This is a genomic window from Sphingomonas sp. DC4900, assembly GCF_049896485.1.
Lineage (GTDB): Bacteria > Pseudomonadota > Alphaproteobacteria > Sphingomonadales > Sphingomonadaceae > Sphingomonas > Sphingomonas aquatilis.
Window position 1 is genome coordinate 340301 of sequence record NZ_JAFCUK010000003.1, and the last position, 15288, is coordinate 355588.

Below are 15288 nucleotides of genomic sequence, written 5' to 3' on the forward strand. Positions count from 1 at the left end.
GTCTGCCCTGCCCTCACCTTCCCACCAGCTTCGCTGGCGGGCCCCTTCCTCTCCGGATGGGAGAGGAGTTGAGTTTCAAAAGAGGTTCATACCCATGAACGAACTGACCAATTTCGCCAATCCGATCGCGAAGCCGGAAACCTTCGACCAGATCCAGATCGGTATCGCCTCGCCCGACAAGATCCGTTCGTGGTCGTTCGGCGAGATCAAGAAGCCCGAGACGATCAACTATCGCACGTTCAAGCCCGAGCGTGACGGCCTGTTCTGCGCACGCATCTTCGGTCCGATCAAGGATTACGAATGCTTGTGCGGCAAGTACAAGCGCATGAAGTACAAGGGCATCGTCTGCGAAAAGTGCGGTGTCGAAGTCACGGTGTCGAAGGTGCGCCGCGAGCGCATGGGCCATATCGAACTGGCCGCCCCCGTCGCGCACATCTGGTTCCTGAAGTCGCTGCCGAGCCGCATCGGCCTGCTGCTCGACATGCAGCTGAAACAGCTCGAGCGCGTGCTGTACTTCGAGGCGTATATCGTGATCGAGCCGGGCCTCACCCCGCTCGAAAAGTATCAGCTGCTGACCGAAGACGAACTGCTCGAAGCGCAGGACGAGTACGGTGAAGACGCCTTCTCCGCCGGCATCGGCGCGGAAGCGGTGCGCATCATGCTCGAGAACCTCGACCTCGAGGGTGAGAAGGTGCAGCTTCTGGAAGAGCTGGCCACGACCAAGTCGGAGCTGAAGCCCAAGAAGATCATCAAGCGCCTGAAGGTCGTCGAGAGCTTCCTGGAATCGGGCAACCGTCCCGAATGGATGATCCTGGAAGTCGTGCCGGTCATCCCGCCCGAACTGCGCCCGCTGGTGCCGCTGGACGGCGGTCGTTTCGCGACGTCGGATCTCAACGACCTGTATCGCCGCGTCATCAACCGCAACAACCGCCTGAAGCGCCTGATGGAGCTGCGTGCGCCGGACATCATCGTCCGCAACGAAAAGCGCATGTTGCAGGAAGCGGTCGACGCGCTGTTCGACAACGGTCGCCGTGGTCGCACGATCACGGGCGCCAACAAGCGTCCGCTGAAGTCGCTGTCCGACATGCTGAAGGGCAAGCAGGGCCGCTTCCGTCAGAACCTTCTGGGTAAGCGCGTCGACTATTCGGGGCGTTCGGTCATCGTGACCGGCCCGGAGCTGAAGCTGCACCAGTGCGGCCTGCCGAAGAAGATGGCGCTCGAGCTGTTCAAGCCGTTCATCTACGCCCGTCTGGACGCCAAGGGTCTGTCGATGACCCTGAAGCAGGCCAAGAAGTGGGTCGAGAAGGAGCGCAAGGAAGTCTGGGACATCCTGGACGAGGTGATCCGCGAACACCCGGTCATGCTGAACCGTGCGCCGACGCTCCACCGTCTGGGCATCCAGGCGTTCGAGCCGGTGCTGATCGAGGGTAAGGCGATCCAGCTTCACCCGCTGGTCTGCTCGGCGTTCAACGCCGACTTCGACGGCGACCAGATGGCCGTGCACGTTCCGCTGTCGCTGGAAGCGCAGCTGGAAGCCCGCGTCCTGATGATGTCGACCAACAACATCCTGTCGCCCGCGAACGGCAAGCCGATCATCGTGCCGTCGCAGGACATGGTGCTGGGCCTCTATTACCTCTCGCTTCAGAAGGAGAAGGAGCCGGGTGAAGGCATGCTGCTCGCCGACATGGAGGAGGTGCATCAGGCGCTCTTCGCCGGCGCGGTGACGCTGCATACCAAGATCGTCAGCCGCGTTCCGCAGACCGACGAGCAGGGCAATCAGTACCTCAAGCGTTACGAGACGACCCCGGGCCGCATGCTGCTCGGTGAGTGCCTGCCGAAGAGCCACAAGGTGCCCTTCGACACCGTCAACCGCGTCCTGACCAAGAAGGACGTCGGCGAGGTGATCGACGAGGTCTATCGTCACACCGGCCAGAAGGAGACCGTGCTGTTCGCGGACGCGATCATGGCGCTGGGCTTCCGTCACGCGTTCCGCGCCGGCATTTCGTTCGGCAAGGACGACATGATCATCGCGCCGGACAAGGATCGTCTGGTCGACGAGACGCGCGAGCAGGTGAAGGACTTCGAGCAGCAGTATCAGGACGGCCTGATCACGCAGCAGGAGAAGTACAACAAGGTGATCGACGCCTGGAGCCGTTGCGGCGACCAGGTCGCGAACTCGATGATGAACGAGATCAAGGCGGTCCGTCACTATGAGGACGGCCCGATGGTCGGCCGCGAGAAGGACATCAACTCGATCTACATGATGGCCCACTCGGGTGCCCGTGGTAGCCCCGCGCAGATCAAGCAGCTCGCCGGCATGCGCGGCCTGATGGCCAAGCCGTCGGGCGAGATCATCGAAACGCCGATCATCTCGAACTTCAAGGAAGGTCTGACCGTTCTTGAATACTTCAACTCGACCCACGGCGCTCGTAAGGGCCTCGCGGACACCGCGTTGAAGACCGCCAACTCGGGTTACCTCACCCGCCGCCTCGTCGACGTGTCGCAGGATTGCGTCATCATCGAAGAGGATTGCGGCACCGAGCGCGCGCTGGAGATGAAGGCGATCGTGCAGGGCGGTTCGACCATCGCGTCGCTCGCCGAGCGCATCCTAGGCCGCACCACGGCCGAAGACGTCGTCGATCCGAAGACCAATGCGGTGGTGATCCCGATCGGCACGCTGCTGGACGAAGCCATGGTCGCGCAGATCGAAGCCATGGGCATCCAGGGCATGAAGATCCGCTCGCCGCTGGTCTGCGAATCGAAGATCGGCGTCTGCGGTAAGTGCTACGGCCGTGACCTCGCGCGCGGTACGCCCGTGAACATCGGCGAAGCGGTCGGCGTCATCGCGGCGCAGTCGATCGGTGAGCCGGGCACGCAGCTGACGATGCGTACCTTCCACATCGGCGGCGCGGCGCAGCTCAACGAGCAGTCGAATCTCGAGGCGCCGGTCGACGGCACTGCGGTGTTCAAGGACCTGCGCCTGATCGTCGACCAGCGCGGTCGTCGCGTGGTGCTGTCGCGTTCGGGCGAGATCATGATCGTCGATATGGACGGTCGCGAGCTTTCGACGCACCGCATCCCGTACGGCGCCTATGTGATGTTCGACGACGGCCACATGCTGTCGAAGGGCGATCGCATGGCGGAGTGGGATCCGTTCACCATGCCGGTGATCACGGAAAACTCCGGTATCGTGAAGTATCAGGATCTGACCGAGGGCAAGACGCTCACCGAGCAGACCGACGAAGCGACCGGCATCGCCCAGCGCGTCGTGATCGAATATCGCACCTCGTCCAAGTCGAAGGAGGATCTGCGTCCGCGCCTGACCCTCACGACCTCGGAAGATGGTGAGGCCGCCCGCTATATGCTGGCGCCGGGTGCGGTGCTGTCGGTCGACGACAATGCCGAGGTGCAGGCCGGTGACGTTCTGGCCCGTGTCAGCCGCGAGTCCGCCAAGACCCGCGACATCACCGGCGGTCTGCCGCGCGTCGCCGAGCTGTTCGAAGCGCGTATCCCGAAGGAAGCGGCGATCATCGCCAAGGTTTCGGGTCGCGTGGTGTTCGGCAAGGATTATAAGGCGAAGCGGAAGATCGGCATCCAGCCGGAGGACGGCGGCGATATCGTCGAATATCTGGTGCCGAAGTCGAAGGTGATCGACGTTCAGGAAGGCGACTACGTCAAGCGTGGCGACAACCTGATCGGCGGTTCGCCGAACCCGCATGACATCCTGGAAACGATGGGCATCGAGCCGCTGGCCGAATATCTCGTCAGCGAAATCCAGGAAGTCTATCGACTGCAGGGCGTGAAGATCAACGACAAGCACATCGAGACGATCGTTCGTCAGATGCTGCAGAAGGTCGAGATCACCGACGGCGGCGACACCACGCTGCTGAAGGGCGAGCAGGTCGATCGCGAGGAAATGGACGCGATCAACGACAAGCTCGACGCGAACCAGGTCCGTGCGCAGGGCAAGCCCGTCCTGCTCGGCATCACCAAGGCGTCGCTGCAGACCCGCAGCTTCATCTCGGCGGCGTCGTTCCAGGAAACCACCCGCGTCCTCACCGAGGCGGCGGTCCAGGGCAAGCAGGACACGCTGATGGGCCTGAAGGAGAATGTGATCGTCGGCCGTCTGATCCCGGCCGGCACCGGCGCGGGCATGAACCGCCTGCGCGTCGCGGCCTCCTCGCGCGATGCGGCGCTCCGCGTCCAACAGCGTGCGTTGCAGGCGGCGATCGTCGCCCCGGCTTCGGCCGCGGAACTGCGCGCTGCCGAACAGCAGCGTTCGGTGCGTGACGATGCCGGCACGGGTCCCGATCCGCTCGCCGAAGTCGTCCCCTCGGGCGACGGCAGCGACGAAGCCGCGGGCGAATATCTGAACCGGGAGTAATCCCGGCTCAGGCCCCGGCCTGACCTGACAGAAAAGCCGCCGTCCGGGATGCCGGGCGGCGGCTTTTTCGTGGCCTGCGAATGGAATGGATCGGACGATCGCCCACGAGGGACGTCCGGATTACTCAGATCCGCTGCGGGCGATCGTCGAACTGCCGCTGCGCCGCCTCGACCATCGGCATCGCCGTTTCGGCCCAGTCGATCATCCCCTGCATAGCCGTCAGCAATCCCCGCGCCAGTGGGGTTATGGCGTACGATACGGACACCGGAACGGTCTGTTCGACGCGGCGGGAAACGAGGCCATCGCGCTCCAGCGACCGCAGCGTCTGGCTGAGCATCTTTTGCGAGACGCCATCGATGCGCCGCTTCAAGACGCTGAAGCGCAGCTCGCCATCTCCTAGCAGCAGCAGGATGAGGACGCTCCATTTGTCGCCGATCCGATCGAGCAGCTTCCGCGCGGGACAGTCACGCGCATAGACATTGCCGCGGTCGATCACTTCCAGGTGACCGGGTAACATAAAGGTGCCGTCTTGCATGGCATCGGGTCGTAGCCGAGATGGTCACTATCGGAAACCATCGAGGACGATGATCATGAAGGTGGCGGTGTTGGGCGCGAGCGGGCGCGCGGGATCGGAGATCACGAAGGAACTGGCGGCGCGCGGCCATCGGGTCACGGCGATCGCCCGGCACCCCGATCGCATTCCCGTGGCGGACGGCATCACGCCGTTCGCTGGCGACGCACACGATAGCGCCGCCCTCGCCACGCTGCTGCACGGCCATGACGCGGTCGTCAGCGCGCTCCATTTCGACGTGACCGCGGACATGCTGCTGTCCGCCTTGCGCCAGGCCGGGGTACGGCGGCTGCTCGTCACCGGAGGCGCGGGCAGCCTTGAGGTGGCGCCGGGTGTCGCACTGATCGACACGCCGGAATTCCCACAGGAGTGGAAGGCCTTTGCCGAGGGCGGCGTGGCCTTCCTCGACGCCCTGCGCAGCGAACGCGACATCGACTGGACGTTCTTCTCGCCCGCGGCCGAGATTTTCGAAGGCCCCCGCACCGGGCACTTCCGACTGGGTGGCGACACGCTGGTGACCGACGAGGCCGGGAACAGCCGGATCAGCTTCGCCGATTACGCGATCGCGATGGCCGACGAGCTGGAATACCACCGCCATCCGCACGCCCGCTTCACCGCAGCCTATTGAGACGACGAAGCCGACGGGCGCTTCTGCACGTCGAAAAGGTCGGTAGCGGCTGGCGAGCCGCACCGACCCGACCCGACCACAGCGCGTTTCATATCGTTTTTCAACGAATCACTTGCCGTTTTTCGATATCATGCGCATCATCCGCTTATGGAAGATGCGAAGTCCAAGCCCCCTCGCCTGCTGGTCTGGTCGGTCCGCGTCGTGCAGGCGTTCCGGATCGCCAATGCCATAGCGATCGCCTTTTTCGTCGCGGTGCTGATCGCGACGCTGCCCGGCGCCGAGCTGATCGAGCGGCTGCTGATCCGCAAATATCATGGCCGTATCGACACCGCGGCGGTGATCGCGTTCATGCAATTGACGATGCTGGTCGGCATCCCCGTCGGCGTGGCGGTGGAGCGACTGCTCAAGGCGTTGCGGGCGATCCTCCGCACGGTCGAGCAGGACGATCCCTTCGCGCGCACCAATGCCGCGCGGGTGCGGACGATCGGGTGGATGCTGCTGGTGATCCAGCTCGCCGACCTTGGCTATGGCCTCGCGCGCGTGGCGGCCAATGTGCTGCACATCGACTATCCCGACTGGCAGCCGAGCTTCACCGGCTGGCTCGCGGTGCTGATCGCGTTCGTCCTGGCGCAGGTGTTCGAACGGGGCGCGGCGATGCGCGACGATCTGGACGGCACCGTCTGATGCCGGTGCGTGTCCACCTGGACGACATGCTGCACGCCCGGCGCATGACGCTGACCGAACTCAGCGAACGCGTCGACATCACCCTCGCCAACCTCTCCATCCTCAAGACGGGCAAGGCCAAGGCGATCCGCTTTTCGACGCTGGAGGCGATCTGCACCGTCCTCGATTGCCAGCCGGGCGACATCCTCACGTTCACGCACCAGGGAGATGAACCATGACCTTCTGGAAGGGCCTTCGGACGAGCTATGGCGGCAGCCTCGCCTTCCTCGCCGCCTGTCCGCTGCTCGCATTGGTGCCGGTCGTCTTCGAACTGCTTCAGCATGTCGCCGAGGTGCATATCGGGATGTACGACAGCATCGCCGCCGCCAAGGCGCTGGAGCATCATCCGCTGCGCATGGCGCTGGGGATGGTGAAGGTGCTGGCGCTGCTGGTCCCCACCTATTGGATCACGCGCTTCGTCCACACACGCGACCCCCGGTTCACGGCGCGGCGCGATCCGCTGGCGATGCGACTGTTCGCAGGCGTGGTGGCGATCCACATCGCACTGTCGGCGGCGCAGCTGTTCGGCCTGCCGCAGACGCCGGCGGCGCTGCTCGCCGGTCTGGCGGGTGGCCTGATCGTCCAGTGCCTGCTGGTCGCCTGGACGGTCGCGGCGACGCTGGGCGATGCGTCGATCGGACCCGTCGCCTCGGTTCGGATCATGGCGCGGCGGCTGCCGTGGACGATCGCCTTTACGGTCGTAGCGATGCTGCCACTGATGATCCCGCACTATCTGCTGGGCGCTGCGGCGATCATGGCGCCACGCGTATGGCTTTGGCCGATCCTCACCGTCGATGCGTTGCTGGTCGGCTGGCTGTGCGCGGTCATGGCGGCGAGCAACTATGTCGCCGCGATGCGTGCCATCGGCCTTGCCCGCGGTGCGCTGCGACCGTCGGGGGTGGCGGACGTCGCAGGGCCGACCGCCCTGTCGCCCTATCCCGGCTAAGCGGCCGCTACCGGCGCCTCGCCCATGCGCCGCACGATCGTTTTAAACGCCCCGTCGGCGACGCGGATTTCGTTGAACGCCGGCGGCGTATGGCGCGTCCGTTTCGACAGTGTGCCCGCACCGATCATCCGCACGATCCGGCCGTGGCGCTCGATCGGCAGGTCGAAGGGATCGTGGACGTGGCCCGACAGCACGGCGTGGGCGCCGGCCTCCGACAGTGCGCCGAGCGCCGCGTCACCGCCATGCGTCTTGGCGGTCCCCTTGGCGCCGCCGTCGATCAGTGGGTGATGCGCGGCGACCAGGATGACGTTGCCCTTGGGCGCCTCCGCCATCATCGCCAGCGCGCGCCGGAGCGATCCCGAACTCACCCGCCCCTTCGACCAGTTCCAGCGCCATTGCGCGCGCGCCGTCGTCTTCAGCGGGACGATCGTCACGCCCGGCAGGTCGAGTTCGCGCTCGATCATCCGCTCGACCGCGGCATAGCGCTGATACGGCGCGAATAACCGGCGGAACGGGTCCCAGTAATAAGGGATGTCGTGGTTGCCGACCTCCAGCGTGACGGGCACGCCCAGGCTCGCCAGCCATTCGCCGCCGCGCTGGAATTCGCGGCGGGTGGCGCGCATTGTCAGGTCGCCGGTCATCACGACGGCATCGGGCGCTTCGTCGGCGACACACCTGCCGAACCAGGCGATGGCGGCAGGATCCTCCGCGCCGAAATGGACGTCGCTGACGTGAAACAACCGTATCATGCTGCGCTGCTAGGCCGGATCACGCGAGGTCGGCAAGCCGCGCCGGCTCGTGCATCGGGCAGCCGTTGAAACTGCGGCGATACTCGGCGGAGAAACGATAGGTGTCCCGGCGTGCGCGGTTGATGTTGCCAAGGGGCTGGTGCGCGGCAATGCCATGCCAGATGCTGTAGGACAGCGCCTCGTCGGTGGCGCGCGTCTGCTCGTCGTCCCAGCCGATCTGCGGCGGCACGTCGAGCGTGGCGACGGTGACGAACGGGCTTTGCGCCTGGTCCCATTCGACCGTCGCATCCTCTACCGGCATCGCGTCGAGGTCGGTGTTGAGCTGGACGCGAAGCTCCCACTGACCGCCGTGCGCGATCAATGTCTCGCGCACCGCCGCCCGCAGCGCATCGCGATCATCCGAGGTATCGACGGCAACCCCCGTCAGCGCCACGAGTGCGGGCGACACCGGGAACAGTGCGAACTTGGCGACATGGTCGCCGTAGCGGAACGGCGTCTGGCTGTAGAATGTCTCACCCAGCGGATGGAGGTGCGGCGCGCCCCCCAACGTCTTCAACGTCGCCGACGGATGGCCAACCGCCTCCAGCCCCGCCTCGATCCCGCGCAATACCTTCGACAGGACGACCTTACCCGTCTCCATCTGATCGGTCGTCTTGGCGAGCAGCTTCAGATTCTTGAGAAACGCCTGCGCATCGGGCGCGGCGAACACGGGCCCGTCCGCCATGACGAAATCCTGCGTCCGGTCGTCCTCGGATCCCGGCAGACGCGCGCCGTCCACATCCAGCACCTTGAGCGCCAGCCCGCGCGGCAGCCCGATCGCGTCGGGCAACAGATCGCCCGCGTTGGTCGACAGCCGCAGCACCGCCTCATGCGTGCCGGCGCTCGCGAAGATGCCCTGGGCGAGTTCGGCTGGCAGCCCCTGATGGATCGTCAGCGTGCCCCGCGCGATGCCATGCGCCTTGGCATGCACCGACCGAACCGCCCGGCCATAGTCGCGCGACGTCGTATCGAGGATGTCGCGGAAGGCGTCGGTCAGCCCCGCGATCGTCTCTGCCTCATCTGGATCGATCCGCTCGACATCGGGGCTGTAGCGAATCGGGGTATGGGCGAGCATTGGCATGTCCTTGAAAGTCCGCACCGCCAACCCGCCATGGCAGCGGCGCGTTCCCCCAGATTCTGCGGCAGGCCCACAATATTGATGCAGATTAATACGGGGCGGATTGTAATGCCTTGTGAGCGGGACCATGCTGTCCCGCGGATACTATCAGAGTGATAATGGCGATTTCCCACCCGACCCGGGCCAGCGATGCGGCGGATTCGCCTCTCGACCTCACCATTTGCGATCGCGAGCCGATCCACATTCCGGGCGCGATCCAGCCGCACGGACTACTGCTCGTCGCGAGCATCGAGGGCGACCATGCGGTGGTCGCGGGCGCCGGCGATCTGGAAACGCGGCTGCGCAGCGACTGGCTGGGGCAACCGCTCGCCACGCTGATCGGGCAAGAGGTGGGGCCGCTCATCGAAGGCCTGTCGGGCGGGCTGAATGCGCGGATGCCGCAGCCGATCGACGGGCGCGATGAGCGCTTCACGGTGGCGCTGCATCGGTCGAGCACGCATCTGCTGGTCGAACTCGAGCCGATCGAGGCGGATGCGACCACCGCCGCCGCGACGCTGGCGTGGCTGGACGCCGTGGCGAGCAGCTTCGAGCGCGCGACGGACAAGACGACGCTGTGCGCGCGGGCCGCTGCTGCCTATCGCACGCTGACCGGCTTCGATCGGGTCATGATCTACCAGTTCCTCGACGATGGCGCCGGCGTCGTCGTTGCCGAGGATCGTGCGCCGCATCTGCCGACGTTCCTCAACCATCATTTCCCCGCGAGCGACATTCCGAAGCAGGCGCGCGCGCTCTACGTCCGCAACCGGACGCGCGCGATTCCGACGGTGGACTATACCCCCGCCCCGCTGCGGCCGGCGGGCTTCACCGGAGTCGATCTGTCCGACGTCGCGCTCCGCCACGTCTCGCCGATCCACCTCCAATATCTGCGCAACATGGGCGTGGGGGCGTCCGCGTCGATCTCGATCGTCAAGGACGGGCTGCTCTGGGGCCTGATCGCGTGTCACAATGACGGGCCGCGCCAGCTGCCCGCGCCGACCCGCAGCGCGGCCGCCACGCTGGCGAGCGCCCTCGCCCGCCAGATCCGCACGAAAGAAGAGGCGGCGGCCTATCGCGAGCGATTGCAGCTTCGCACCGTCGAGGACGGCCTCGCACCTCGGTTGGGCAACGAAGGCACGTTGCCGCAGATCATCCGCGCGACCCGCGACGAATTGCGCGAGATGCTGGATGCCGACGGCCTGGCGCTGGTGACGCGCGATCACGTCGAGGCCAGCGGGCGCTGCCCGCCCGATGCCGTGCTGCGCGCGATCGCCCGCTGGGTGCATGAGCGGGGCAACGAGCCGGTGGCGACGCACGAACTGCCCGCGCTGATGGGCGTGGAGGACGATGTGCTGACCTATGCCAGCGGCATGATCGCCATGCCGCTGCGCCAGGAGGATGCGACGCTGCTCTGGCTCCGCGCCGAGCGGGTCGAGACGATCGAGTGGGCGGGCAATCCACACAAGGCCCCCGGCCACAGCGCCGGCCCGCAGGCGAACGACGCCGCCGCCCTCACCCCCCGCGCCTCCTTCGCCAGCTATGTCGAGACGGTGCGCGGGCGCGCGCGCCGCTGGTCGCAGGAGCAGGTGGAGGCTGCGCACCGTATCCGTCGCCGCCTGTTCGAAGGGCGCCAGCAGGTCCGCTTGCGCAGCCTGAACCGGGAGCTGACGCGGACGCTGCGCGAAAAGGAAACGCTGCTCGCGCAGAAGGACGTCCTGATGAAGGAGGTCAACCACCGCGTGCAGAACAGCCTGCAGCTGGTCGCGTCCTTCCTGCGTTTGCAGGCGAAGACCGCCGGCCCCGGCGCCATCGCGGACCATCTGGCCGAGGCGCAGGCGCGACTCGCGGCGGTCGCCCTGGTCCATCGCCGCCTGTATCGCGACGATCAGGTCGAGAGTGTCGATCTGTCGCGCTATGTCGAGGAACTGGTCGGTGACATGCGCACCTCGCTGGGGGCCGACTGGGGACGCTACCTGACGCTGGATCTGGCGCCGGTGCTGGTGCCCACCGATCGTGCGGTGAACATCGGGCTGATCCTCACCGAACTGGTGATCAACGCCACCAAATATGCCTATGACGGCGCGGCCGGTCCGCTCGCGATCACGCTGGAGCAGCATGGCGGTCGGCTGCGGCTGATCGTCGCCGACGATGGGCGCGGTCGCGGCGAGGCGAGCGGCGACGGCCAGGGATTCGGCAGCCGGATGATGGTCGCGATGGTGCAGCGCCTGTCGGGTACGCTCGATTATCACGACAACATGCCTGGCCTACGCGCCATCATGACCGCCCCGATCGCGGAAGAGTGAGGCGCACACCCACAATTTTATACTATTGAGATACAACGATATCTCCGATCATCGCAGTCAACACACCGAATTTCTCGATCGTTTCCGCACCGAAATGAGGCGCGGCTAAGCTTTACTTCACCTGTGCTGGTCTAGGATTGGTTCTCGTAAAGGTAATCGGGAACGTGACGGATGACGGTGCCATTGAGCCATGGCGATGCGCGTGGGACGGCGATGTCCGGGCCACGCATCGCGGGAGCGCGCGGCATCGACGCCCTGCCGCCCGTCATGCCCCACGATACGGCGCCGTCGCGCATGGCCCGTCTGTCGTCCTGGCTGACCGGCGGCACGGCACGCATGGCCGGGTCGGGCGAAGACGCCCGTCGTGAGGCGGGGCGGCGGCTTTTCGCTCAGATCGGCGATTTCCTGTCGGCCCACGATCTGTCGCCGACCGAAGCGCACTTTCGGATCGCCCGCCGCTATGTGCTGGGCGAGGACAACCGGCTGACGCGCGCGATCGACGACGAGCTGGCACGGGCCGGGCGCCTGAATCCGGAGTTCGTCGATGGGCTGGCGGGGCAGGCCGAGGCGGAGACCCATCGTCAGGCCGAACGCATGGCGTCAATGGCCGACACGCTGTCGCGGCGCCTGCGCGATTCGGAGCGCGTGATCCGTCAGGGACAGGCCTCGACGCGCGACTATGAGACGGCGTTGAGCGCGGAGGCGGACGGTCTGGATCGTGATCCGCGCGGCACCGTGGCGCGACTGATCGACCTGACCGCCGCCGCCGTCGCCCGCACCCAGCAGCTCGCCGAGCGGCTCGACGAGACCCGCCGCGAAACCGAGACGCTGCGCACCACGTTGAAGGAGGCACAGCGGGCCGCGGACGAGGATCACCTGACCGGCCTACCCAATCGGCGCAGCTTCGACGCACGCCTGCGCGCGCTGAGCGGCGACACCGACATCGACTGGGCCGAATCCCGCCACAGCGTCGCCATCTGCGACATCGACAATTTCAAGAGCATCAACGATCGCCACGGCCATGATGCCGGCGACCGCGTGCTGAAGATGATCGGCAAGCATCTCTGCCGCGAACTGGGCGTCGCCGCCTTCGTCGCCCGCCACGGTGGCGAGGAATTCGCCTGTCTGTTTGAGGACATGGATCCGGCCGACGCGATCGACCGGCTCGACATCGCGCGCGAGGCGCTCGCCGCCCGCACGCTCGTCAACCAGACGACGGGCGAGGGCATCGGGCAATTGACCTTCTCGGCTGGCGTGGCGGCCTTTTACGGCAATCCGGCCAGCGCGATGCGCACCGCGGACGAAGCCCTCTACCTCGCCAAGCGGCGGGGCAAGAACCGCGTGCTCCAGTCGCAGCCGGGCAATCGCTCAGACGAACTGGACGGCTGACGGACGTCCGTCGATGTAGACGCTGGCCGGGCGGTCGATCGGAAAGCCGTTGGCCACGGCATGCGTCACGATCAGGCGGATGTTGCTGTAGGTGCGCGCGCTGGTCTCGGCGGCACCCGGCTGGGCCATCCACGCATCCGACACGATGTAGCCCTTGGCCACCCGCTCCAGCGATCCCGCCTCTTCGACCAGCAGCTTCAAGCGCCGGCGGACCGTGGTTTCCGGCAGGCTCATCGCCTCGGCAAGCGCGGCGGGCCGCACCGCATGGTCTGGGCCGAAACCGAATGGCTGTCCTGCGGCGCGGCTGCGCTGCAGGTTCGCGTAGAGGACGGTCGAAAACAGCATCAGATCCAGCCAATTGCGATGGATGGTCCGATTGCTGTCGACCGCCGCCAGCATCACGTCGACCGACGCCGCAATCCCGACCTGCGGATCATAGGGCTTGGCGGCGGGCCGGGCGCCGCTCCACTCGCCGAGCTGTTCCAGCCCCTCGACGAAACAGACGAAACTGTCGTGTGCCAGTTGCATCATCGCGGCGATGTCGGGCCGCTCCAGCACCTCGGCGCGCACCAGCACGCCATATTGCCCGCGCACGCACAGACCCGCCTCCGTCAGCGCGATGACGTGGCGGCGTACCGTTTCGAACGAGCGCGACAGCGAGATGGCAAGCGAATGCGTGGATATCGCCTTGCCGCGCGGATTGCGACGCAGACTTTCACGCACGATCAGCGAGAAGATGGCAAAGCGGTCGACGTCGCCTTCGAAGCTGCGCAGGCCGGCCGCGTTGATCCGCGTCTGCATCTCTGCCAGCAAGAATGTCACTTTGCCGACGTTCGGCGCCATTGGTCCACGACCCCCCTTTCACCCCGGCTCGCGAATGACAGGTACGCTGGCAAAAGCGTAGCATTTTGGACTTATCTTACGCCAAAATGAGTAATGACGGTTAAATCTACGTCAATCTGCCGCTACCTCTTGGCATGCGCAGCCATGAACAGCGCGAAGGTCGCCTTGGCGCCGTCCACCACACCCTCACGCCATGTTGGCGGCGCCGTCGCGGCGCGCGCGTCGAGGCTTGCCAGCAGCGCCCGCCAGGCACCCGGCGCGTGACGCGCCGACAGATAGGCATGCGGCAGGCCCGCGGCGATGCCGCGCGCCAGCACCTGCCCGCCCAGCCGCGATCCCTCCGCGACATAGAGCGCGCCCCAGGTCGCGGCCTCTTGGCTCGGCAGGTCGAAGGGCAATGGATCCGGCATGCCGACATCGAGCGCGGCCAGGTCCGATACCAGCAAGGGCGTGCGCGGCGTCCAGGCGGGCAAGCCCCAGGCGGGGTCGGCGCGGGCCAGCACCGCCTCCACCCCCGGCACGGCGCGGGCATGGGCGGTGAGCATGCGGCGATAATCGTCGCGCTCGTCGAGGCGCATTGCACCGAAGGCGGCGTCCACCCGCTCGTGATCGATGGCGGTGGCGGCGCGGAGCGTGGCGACGAAGGACATGCCACGGCCCTGCCCCGCGCGCTCGCCCTTGTCGAGCGCGCGTAACGGCCGGGGCCATCCCGCCCGGTTCTGCCGACCCGGATTTTTCAGGCCTTGCGCCACCCCTCACGCGGGCTGGCGCAATTCGCGATGAGTCATGCTATCGTCATGGAAACTCGGCATGGCCGATGTGTCTTCCGCCGGACAAGTGGCCGCTTCCCGCGCGTCACCCATCCGTCCCGGTCCGGCGCAACGGGCAGAAACGGCTTGCGTGCCGCCTCTCCCGGCTCCATGCGCGCCGCGCCATTACTGAAAGGTCTTTTATGGTTGCCTGGTTCCAGGCGCTGATGCCGAAGCAGGGTCGCTTCTTCGAACAGTTCGAGGCGCACGCCGCCACGCTGGTCGCCGGTGCCGACGCCCTGCAACAGCTATTCAGCGGCGATGGCGCGATCGCGCAGCACATCGCGGAGATCGAGCATCGCGAACATGAGGCCGACGACATCACCCGCGCGGTGCTGCAGGACGTGCGTCGCGTCTTCGTGACGCCGTTCGACCGCTCCGCGATCACCGACCTGATCGGCGTGATGGACGATTCGATCGACCAGATGCATCAGACGGCGATGACGATCGACCTGTACGGCGTCACAGCCTTCGCGCCCGACATGCGCGCCATGGCCGATCTGGCCGCCGAAGCCGCGCGCGTCACCGCCGAAGCGATCCCGCTGCTGCGCAAGCTCGACAGCAACGCCCCCCGCCTGCACCAGCTGACCGAACGGCTGGTCGCGCTGGAGGGCGAGGTGGACAAGCATCACGCCCAGGGCCTGCGCGCGCTGTTCAAGGAATGCGGCGACAACCAGACGATGCGCTTCATCGTCGATCGTGAAATCTACAGCCATCTGGAAAAGATCGCCGACCGGTTCGAGGATATCGCAAACGAGATCCAAGGTCTCGTGATCGATCACGCGTGATC

General features: G+C 66.2%; 12 protein-coding genes and 1 pseudogene. 8 read left to right on the forward strand and 5 right to left on the reverse strand.

What is annotated here, in order from left to right; all coding sequences use genetic code 11:
* Positions 1 to 94: 94 nt before the first annotated feature.
* Entirely contained in the window at positions 95 to 4384 is a 4290-nt protein-coding gene (rpoC, locus tag ACP690_RS06185; protein WP_043059954.1) for a DNA-directed RNA polymerase subunit beta', read from the forward strand.
* Positions 4385 to 4508: 124 nt separating this feature from the next.
* On the opposite strand, the gene ACP690_RS06190 is transcribed toward rpoC, so the two are convergent.
* Positions 4509 to 4901 carry a winged helix-turn-helix transcriptional regulator gene (locus ACP690_RS06190; RefSeq protein ID WP_426260342.1) on the reverse strand — a complete coding sequence of 131 codons (393 nt, stop codon included), beginning with the start codon at positions 4899 to 4901 and terminating at the stop codon, positions 4509 to 4511.
* Between the two features lie 73 nt (positions 4902 to 4974).
* On the opposite strand from ACP690_RS06190, the gene ACP690_RS06195 reads away from it, so the two are divergent.
* From ACP690_RS06195 to ACP690_RS06210, 4 genes are all read left to right on the forward strand, one after another.
* Entirely contained in the window at positions 4975 to 5583 is a 609-nt protein-coding gene (locus ACP690_RS06195; RefSeq protein WP_426260341.1) for an NAD(P)-dependent oxidoreductase, read from the forward strand.
* Positions 5584 to 5730: 147 nt separating this feature from the next.
* A complete protein-coding gene (locus ACP690_RS06200; RefSeq protein WP_426260340.1) occupies positions 5731 to 6267 on the forward strand; it encodes a DUF2975 domain-containing protein in 537 nt (178 codons plus the stop codon).
* Positions 6267 to 6485 (forward strand): helix-turn-helix domain-containing protein, encoded by a 219-nt coding sequence (locus ACP690_RS06205; RefSeq protein ID WP_017978131.1) that lies wholly within the window; start codon positions 6267 to 6269, stop codon positions 6483 to 6485. Before ACP690_RS06200 ends, ACP690_RS06205 begins: the two co-directional genes overlap by 1 nt.
* Positions 6482 to 7252 carry a hypothetical protein gene (locus ACP690_RS06210; protein ID WP_426260339.1) on the forward strand — a complete coding sequence of 257 codons (771 nt, stop codon included), beginning with the start codon at positions 6482 to 6484 and terminating at the stop codon, positions 7250 to 7252. The genes ACP690_RS06205 and ACP690_RS06210 overlap by 4 nt, the downstream gene beginning before the upstream one ends.
* Here ACP690_RS06210 and ACP690_RS06215 read toward each other — a convergent pair.
* Complete coding sequence (locus tag ACP690_RS06215) at positions 7249 to 8001, reverse strand: metallophosphoesterase family protein (protein WP_426260338.1); 753 nt, start codon at positions 7999 to 8001, stop codon at positions 7249 to 7251. The genes ACP690_RS06210 and ACP690_RS06215 overlap by 4 nt on opposite strands.
* 19 nt (positions 8002 to 8020) lie before the next feature.
* Positions 8021 to 9121: a catalase family protein gene (locus ACP690_RS06220; protein WP_426260337.1), complete on the reverse strand. Its 1101-nt coding sequence runs from the start codon at positions 9119 to 9121 to the stop codon at positions 8021 to 8023.
* A gap of 155 nt (positions 9122 to 9276) precedes the next feature.
* Here ACP690_RS06220 and ACP690_RS06225 point away from each other — a divergent pair, with 155 nt between their 5' ends.
* The gene (locus ACP690_RS06225; protein ID WP_426260336.1) at positions 9277 to 11457 is read left to right on the forward strand and encodes a histidine kinase dimerization/phosphoacceptor domain -containing protein; all 2181 of its coding nucleotides are present in this window, start codon (positions 9277 to 9279) and stop codon (positions 11455 to 11457) included.
* A 213-nt stretch (positions 11458 to 11670) separates the two neighbouring features.
* Positions 11671 to 12846: a diguanylate cyclase gene (locus ACP690_RS06230; RefSeq protein WP_426260335.1), complete on the forward strand. Its 1176-nt coding sequence runs from the start codon at positions 11671 to 11673 to the stop codon at positions 12844 to 12846.
* Here ACP690_RS06230 and ACP690_RS06235 read toward each other — a convergent pair.
* Both ACP690_RS06235 and ACP690_RS06240 read right to left on the reverse strand, forming a co-directional pair.
* Complete coding sequence (locus tag ACP690_RS06235; protein ID WP_426260334.1) at positions 12826 to 13668, reverse strand: hypothetical protein; 843 nt, start codon at positions 13666 to 13668, stop codon at positions 12826 to 12828. The genes ACP690_RS06230 and ACP690_RS06235 overlap by 21 nt on opposite strands.
* A 143-nt stretch (positions 13669 to 13811) precedes the next feature.
* Complete coding sequence (locus ACP690_RS06240) at positions 13812 to 14339, reverse strand: biliverdin-producing heme oxygenase (protein WP_426260333.1); 528 nt, start codon at positions 14337 to 14339, stop codon at positions 13812 to 13814.
* Between the two features lie 287 nt (positions 14340 to 14626).
* Between ACP690_RS06240 and ACP690_RS06245 the strand changes: the two are divergent.
* Positions 14627 to 15286 (forward strand): annotated as a pseudogene (locus tag ACP690_RS06245) (DUF47 domain-containing protein); the annotation flags it as partial.
* Between the last annotated feature and the right edge of the window lie 2 nt (positions 15287 to 15288).